Source organism: Methyloceanibacter sp. (assembly GCF_050728395.1).
Classification (GTDB): Bacteria; Pseudomonadota; Alphaproteobacteria; order Rhizobiales; family Methyloligellaceae; genus Methyloceanibacter.
Genome location: NZ_JBOHJB010000123.1, coordinates 1 through 6866 on the forward strand (window position 1 = coordinate 1; position 6866 = coordinate 6866).

Genomic DNA, 6866 nt, shown 5'->3' on the forward strand with positions numbered 1-6866 from the left:
ACTCATCGGTGTGCTCTCGTTCGCGACGGGCTGAGGGAAATTCTAAGCAAATCCTCCTTTCGTCCAGTGCACATCCTTCCTGCGCTCAATCAGGACGCCGAAGGCGTGTTGGCGTCCGGGGGGGTGTGCATCTGGCTCGTTGGGGTTAACGAATGCGGGCCGGCCGCCAACGATTTGGTGCGGAGCGTGGTGGCCGCAAACCCGAGCGTAAGGGCTGTCATTCTCACCGCGTCGCACACCGCTGCCTGCATCCTTCCCGCTTTTCAAGCGGGAGCTTGCGGCTTCCTCCGTCAAGACATTCCGAGCAAGCAGCTCATCAAGTCGTTGGAGCTGGTGGCGCTCGGCCAATCCGTCATGCATCCGCACTTTCAGCAGATGGCTCTCACCTCGCCGGCTGGTCCGGAGACGGGCGTCGTCGCGGTCGGCAGCGAGCTCTCGGCCGACAATGACCGCACGGCAAACATACAGTTGTTCCCGCCCAGGCTCGCGGATATGCGGTCGCTTGAGGCTCGCGGGCCGGCGGGCGAGCTGCCGATGCCTGGCAACGACGTCGCAAGAAGCCTGTCGCGTCGCGAGCTGGTGATTTTGCGCACGCTCACCGAAGGCGCGTCGAACAAGATCATCGCGCGCAAGCTGGTGATCACCGAGTCGACGGTGAAGGTGCATATGAAGGCCATCCTTCGGAAGCTCAGGCTGCAGAACAGGACCCAGGCCGCGATCTGGGCACGCACGCATCTCGGCGCATTTCTGGAAAACGCCGCCGCCTAGCGCCGGGTCGATTAGAGGGTCAGGCTTCCGCCGCTGCGACAGCACGTTCGTCGAGCGCCACCGACTTGACCAGGGCGTACACGCGATCGCCGGGGCGAAGCGCAAGCTCGTCGATGGCCTTGCGCGTCGCCAGCGCGAAGAGATGGCCGTGCCCGTCGAGGTCGATGGAGACCCCGGCGAGCGGACCATCGTCTTCGGCCTCGATACCGGCGACGGTGCCGGCAAGCGTGGTGCGCACGCTGAGATTTTGCGCCGGCGTCTTGGCAAGCGTGATGTCGGTGGCCCTGATGACGACGCGCGCCTCGCGGCCGATCGGGCCGGCGCGGCCGGTGAGCCAGATCGTTCCGGCCGGGTGCGAGATCTCGGTGAGGTCGTAAGCGGCATCGACCGCGGCAAGCCTGCCGGCGACCACCGAAGACCGGGCGAAGCGGCTTAACCCGGTGCCGCTCAGGCCTGGTCCCAGGACGTCTTCGACCGTGCCTGCCGCCACCACATGACCGTTGTCCAGCACCACGACGCGCGAGGCGAGCCGCGCGACCTCGTCGACGGCATGCGACACGTACACGATGGGAATGCGCAGATTGTCGCGGAGCGACTCGATCAACGGCAGGATCTCGAGCTTGCGCTCGGTGTCGAGCGAGGCGAGCGGTTCGTCCATCAGCAGGATTTCAGGCGAGGCGAGCAGCGCCCGGCCCATGGCCACGCGCTGCTTTTCGCCCCCGGAAAGGCGCGCCGGCTTGCGCTCGAGCAGGTGCCCGATCCCAAGCGTCTCGACTACCGGCCCAAACGGAATGTTCGCCGCCGCCTTCGGCGCGAACCAGCGCCCGAACAGGAGATTTTGCCTGACGCTGAGATGCGGGAAGAGCTGAGCGTCCTGGAACACGAGCCCGACCCGGCGCCGATAGGCCGGCACGAAGATATTGGCTTCGGTGTCCACCAGAACACGGCCATCGAGCACGATGCAGCCGCGATCCGGGCGCCTGAGGCCGGCGATCAGATTGATGGTCATCGACTTGCCCGAGCCCGACCGGCCGAACAAGGCGGTGATGCCCGCGCCGTTCTCAAAGTCGACGTCGAGATCGAAGTCACCGAGCTTCAGCGCAACGTCCACGCGGATCATGTGAAACCAGCCATCAGACAATAGATAGAGACACTGGCGCTATACATAGCATGGCGGCAGCGCTAATCGCTGGTCGGCTGATCGCTGCTAGGGGCGTCGCGGCACGATCAGCTTGGCCACGAGGATCTGCACCTCTTCGTCGCGCTGATTGAGCGTGACGATGCGCACCAACGCGACGCCGCGATCCGACCGAGACCGCGAGGGGATGATCTCCCGAACCTCGCTTTCGACGCGCAGGATGTCGCCCGGCCTGGTCGGCCGCGGCCAGGAGAGTTCCCCTCCGGCGCCGATGATGCCTCCAGCCAGCGGCAATCCCGTCTCGACCAGCAGGCGCATGGTCATCGCCGCGGTGTGCCAGCCGCTCGCCACCAAGCCGGAGAACAGGCTGTCCTTGGCGGCCGCCTCGTCGAGGTGAAACGGTTGCGGATCGAACTGGCGGGCGAACGCCTTGATCTCGGCTTCGTCGACGAGGAGGGTCTTGCTGACGAAGCGCTGCCCCACCTGAAGGTCATCGAGATAGAGCGGATCCTCTCCGCCTATCTCACCCGCCATCGTCATGATCCGTCCACCGGCGAATCGTCATTCGACGCATGACCCCCCGCTCGCTCATGCGACTAGCGGCTGGTCCAACTTCGCCAGGCATCGCCTGGGCGAAGGCGGCGGCGCCGGCCGCGGCGAGTTCCCGGCGCAGCCAGTTGTACCAGGCATCGAGCGCTCAAGGAGAGAAGGCGTGAAAAACAGAACGGCGCCGAAGCGGCACCGTTCGCTGCGACTGAGCTTCGCAAGACGGTCAGACGTAGCCGAGCAGAAGCGCTAGCCCTGCGGCCGAGGCAAGACCTCCTGCCAGGCGATAGACGTTGTTGCCGAGCGTCCGGCTGGACATGCCGATCAGCATACCGATGCCGATGCCCACTGCATGGAGAACCGCCGTGGCCAGCATGAAGCCGAGGCCGTATTCGAAGCCTGAGGCATCCAGCGGCATCTCCGAGCCGTGGGCATGCCCATGGAAAATGGCGAACAGACCAACCGCGCCCATGGCCGCCGCGACCGAAGCCTTGACGCCGAAGGCGATGACGGCGCCGAGCACGATCACCGACAGCGCGATGCCAATTTCGACGAACGGAACCGGTATGCCGGCGACGCCGAGAAAACCGCCTAACGCCATGACCGCGACGAAAGTGAGCGGCACCAGCCATAGCGCGCGTCCGCCGAGCCGATAGGCAAAGACGCCGACCAGGATCATGGTGAGCTGATGGTCGAGGCCGCTGAGCGGATGCACGAATCCGTGCATGAACCCGCTCGTGTTGCCGACGCCGACATGGGCGAGAGCCGCGGTCGGAGCGAGGAATAGCGTGAAGGTTGCAAGCTGAAGAAACCGCTTCATGAAGTATCTCCCTCCCTGGACTGTAAATCATGTTCGCAAGCGGGTAAGCACACTTACGATAAACCGCATACCACGGCGCGCCATGCGTCACAACTGCGCAAGCGTAATTGTGATCGCTTAGTTGGTATGCAGTTTGATGAAATCCGTCTTACCGGCGTGGGCGCCGGTCACCACAAGTCGTCATGGCCGGGCTTGACCCGGCCATCCACGCCTTTGCATCCTCCGAGGAAATTCGTGGATGGTCCGCACAAGGCGGGGCATTACGAGGAAAGCCTCAGCGCGCGGTTTTGCGCAGACGCTTTACGCGACGCGCCGGCCTTTGCCCGTCATGGCCGTGGGAATGATGATGGCCGTGGTGGCTGTGCGAAACCTTGCGCGCCTTGGCCGGCTCGAATGGCATGCGCACGATTTTGCCGTGGCGCACGCCGCGCTCGGCGATCACGTGCTCGCCGAAATGCTGGACGTCGTCGGTCTTGCCTCTGAGCACCGTGACCTCGAGACAGGTGTCATGGTCGAGATGCACGTGCAGCGAGGCGAGCGACAGCTCGTGATGCTCGTGATAGGCGGATGTCAGGCGCTTGGACAGCTGCCTGGCCGCGTGGTCGTAGGTGTAGACCAGAGCCGCCACGCAGTCGCGCTTTTGACCAATGTCCTCGGCGGCTTCGCGGATGCCGGCGCGGGCAAGATCGCGGATCGCCTCCGATCTGTTCTGATAGCCGCGCGCGGCGATGATGGCATCGAGCTCGTCCATCAGCGCATCGTCCAGCGTGATCGTCACTCTTTGCATTGCGCATTCTCCAATCGGCGGCATCAATAGGCGGCATCGGGCCAGGCGGGATGAAGCGTGGCGAATTCACACGCCGTTGTCACATAAGCAAAAATGGGAAATCGGCGCTAGGCGTAACCCCCGGGAAGTGGGTCGAGGCCTTAGTACTGGGTGGTGAGACGCGTGAGCCAGCCAGGCGAGGCATCGACCAGCAGGGTCTCCAGCCTCTTGTCGAGGCCTGTCGCCACCAAGAGGCCGATCGCGACCAACAGTCCGCCGAGCAGGGCCTTGCCGCCTTCGCCGGCTTCCATCAGCCGTCCGCGCCAGCGCGACAAGGCTTCGCGCGACAAGAGCCCAATGGCGATGAGCGGCACGGCCGCGCCGATGCCGAAGGCGATCATAGTGAGCGCCACCTGTCCGAGATTCTCGCCCTTTGCCGCGAGGATCGAAGCCGCGCCAAGTGTCGGTCCGACACAAGGGCTCCACACCGCCCCGAGCAGCAGGCCGAGCAGGAATTGGCCCCCGAGCCCGTGTGCGGCAAAGCCTCCGAATTGTCCTTCGACCCAGTTGCTCGCCGGTCCGCCGGCAGCGGCGGCTTGAGCGCCAAGCCTCGGCACCAGAAGCAGCGTGCCGATGGCGATGAGGAGGGCTGCCGACACCAGGCGAAACACGCCTGTGTCGAGGCCTGCCGCGAATCCGATCGTGGCCACGAACAGGCCGATGACGACGAAGGAGAGCGAAAGTCCCGCGGCTAGCGCTGCCGGCGCGAAACGATGCTCGCTCGCGGCGGCGCCGAGCATGATCGGCAAAAGCGGCAGCACGCAAGGCGACAGGACCGACAAGGCTCCCGCCAGAAAAGCGAGGCCGAGAGTGCCGAGGCTCATGGCGGAGGCCTAGAGCGCGCTTTTCAGAAGCGCTTCGATGTTGCCGGGATTGGTATCGCCGACAGTGCGGGCGATTTCGTCCGCGCCCTTGTACACGATCAGCGTGCTCTGCTGCTGCGCCTTGAGCGCGCGCACGTCATCGGCCTGCTGGTCGAAATCGACCACGAGCACGACGAGATCCTTGAACTCAGGTTCGGCGGTGAGTTCCTCGAGGATCGGCTTCTGCGCCCGGCAGGTCGGGCACCAGGTCGCGAAGATGTCGACGAGAATCGACTTCCCATCCTTCTGCGCCGCACTGAAGTCTGCTTGGGTGAACGGCTTCCAATCGGCTGCGATGGCTGGGAGCGAGCCGAGCATGACGCCGACGAGAATGCCGGCGGCGAGGAGAACCCGATGCGCGATCATCTGTTGCGAACCTCCGGTTTTGGCGTGGTTCGCATATTGCCGCGCGCGGAAGCTTGCGCCTAATCACTATGGCTTGACGCGGCCGTGAAAGGCCGGTTGCGCCTATAGGACTTTAGGCCAATGAATCGGTCAATCGCCGCCATTCGGCTTCGCTTCCCGGCAGGCCGAAGCGGAGCCAGGATGGGTTAGTGTCGAAGCGCCGCACGAGAATTCCCGCGCTGCCAAGCCGCCGGAACAATTCCGGGGCGGCGGCGCCCTCCGCCAGACGAAACAGCAACGTGCCGCCAATGATTGAAAACCCCGCGCGCTGCAACATTCGATCGAGGCGCCCGACATCCTGGTGAAGCCGTCGCTTTGCCACGCCAAGCCACGCCCGATCGACTAGCGCCTTGCGGCCGATCTCGATGGCAGGTCCGGAGATTGGCCAGGGCCCGAGCGCGGCGCGGATTGCCTCCACAAGATCGGGGTTGGCCAGCGCAAATCCGAGCCTGAGACCGCCAAGCCCGTAGGTCTTGGACAGCGAGCGCAGCACGATGAGGTTGCTTTGCGGCAGATACGGCGCAAGGCTCAAGCCGTCCTCTTCGAGGTCGGCGAAGGACTCATCGATTAGAACCAATCCACCAGTCTTTCGCTCGCGCAAGAATTCGAGCAGCGCCGCAGCCTCGAAGCGCCGTCCGTCCGGATTGTTGGGGTTGCAGATCACGGCGCAAGGGGCATCAGCCAGCCCGGCAAGCGTGCGCGCCTGCACGACCAGGCTTCCGGCAGCGGCGAAGCTCCGCGCATATTCGCCATAGGTTGGGGAGAGGATCACGACCGGGCTTTGCGGAAACAGGCGGGGCAACAGCGAGATCAGGAGTTGCGTGCCGGGCAGGCTTACGACCATGCTCGCGTGCGCCACGCCATAGGCTTTCGCCGCCGCATCCTCGAGCGCCGCGATTTCCTCCGGCTCCGGCAGGCGAGTCCAAGCCGATGGCGCGATAGACGGCACGGGGTAGGGAAGGGGATTGATCCCGGTGGAAAGATCGATGAAAGGTTCGGGCGCGCCGGGAAAAAGACGACGCGCCTCGATCATGCGGCCTCCATGTCCGGAAGCCCCGGCCAGCGCGCTCTCTTTGGGTTGATCCATGTGCTTATCGTTCAACGCCGTCACCGTTCTTTGCGCCCTTCTGATCGAGGCGGCCTTTGGCTATCCCGTCTCGCTGCTCGAGCGCATCAAGCATCCGGTGATGTGGATGGGCGCTCTGATCGAGAGCCTCGACAGCCGGCTCAATCGCCCGAGCATGCCCGAGGCTGAACGGCGCCTCAACGGCTGGATCGCGCTCGTCCTGCTTGTCGCCGCCGCCGCGCTGCCCGCGTTCGCCCTGCAATACACCCTGTTGCAGCTTCCGGCCCCGCTCGCGCTCGTCATTCTGGCGTGTCTCGCCAGCACGCTCGTCGCCCAGCGCAGTCTCTATGTGCATGTAGAGGCCGTGGCCGATGCGCTCGATGCACACGGGCTCAAAGCTGGACGCGAAGCGGTGGCAAAGATCGTCGGCCGCG

9 protein-coding genes are annotated in these 6866 nt (G+C 64.7%); 2 read left to right on the forward strand and 7 right to left on the reverse strand.

The window, feature by feature from the left end; genetic code table 11:
* The first annotated feature begins 333 nt into the window (after positions 1-333).
* Positions 334-768 carry a response regulator transcription factor gene (locus ACREC7_RS14955; protein ID WP_431556497.1) on the forward strand — a complete coding sequence of 145 codons (435 nt, stop codon included), beginning with the start codon at positions 334-336 and terminating at the stop codon, positions 766-768.
* Between the two features lie 19 nt (positions 769-787).
* Here ACREC7_RS14955 and modC read toward each other — a convergent pair whose 3' ends face one another.
* The 7 genes from modC to cobD form a co-directional block, all read right to left on the reverse strand.
* On the reverse strand, positions 788-1888 hold the full coding sequence (gene modC / locus ACREC7_RS14960) for a molybdenum ABC transporter ATP-binding protein (protein ID WP_431556489.1): 1101 nt from the start codon (positions 1886-1888) through the stop codon (positions 788-790).
* An 87-nt stretch (positions 1889-1975) separates the two neighbouring features.
* The gene (locus tag ACREC7_RS14965) at positions 1976-2440 is read right to left on the reverse strand and encodes a MaoC family dehydratase (RefSeq protein ID WP_431556490.1); all 465 of its coding nucleotides are present in this window, start codon (positions 2438-2440) and stop codon (positions 1976-1978) included.
* Positions 2441-2678: 238 nt separating this feature from the next.
* A complete protein-coding gene (locus tag ACREC7_RS14970; RefSeq protein WP_431556491.1) occupies positions 2679-3272 on the reverse strand; it encodes a HupE/UreJ family protein in 594 nt (197 codons plus the stop codon).
* Positions 3273-3546: 274 nt separating this feature from the next.
* Positions 3547-4059, reverse strand: a complete 513-nt coding sequence (nikR, locus tag ACREC7_RS14975; protein WP_431556492.1) for a nickel-responsive transcriptional regulator NikR — start codon at positions 4057-4059, stop codon at positions 3547-3549.
* A gap of 140 nt (positions 4060-4199) precedes the next feature.
* A complete protein-coding gene (locus tag ACREC7_RS14980) occupies positions 4200-4922 on the reverse strand; it encodes a cytochrome c biogenesis CcdA family protein (RefSeq protein WP_431556493.1) in 723 nt (240 codons plus the stop codon).
* Between the two features lie 9 nt (positions 4923-4931).
* On the reverse strand, positions 4932-5327 hold the full coding sequence (locus ACREC7_RS14985; RefSeq protein ID WP_431556494.1) for a thioredoxin family protein: 396 nt from the start codon (positions 5325-5327) through the stop codon (positions 4932-4934).
* 112 nt (positions 5328-5439) lie between these two features.
* A complete protein-coding gene (gene cobD / locus ACREC7_RS14990) occupies positions 5440-6453 on the reverse strand; it encodes a threonine-phosphate decarboxylase CobD (protein WP_431556495.1) in 1014 nt (337 codons plus the stop codon).
* On the opposite strand from cobD, the gene ACREC7_RS14995 reads away from it, so the two are divergent.
* On the forward strand, positions 6452-6866 hold a 415-nt coding region (locus ACREC7_RS14995; protein ID WP_431556496.1), incomplete at its 3' end, for a cobalamin biosynthesis protein. The genes cobD and ACREC7_RS14995 overlap by 2 nt on opposite strands.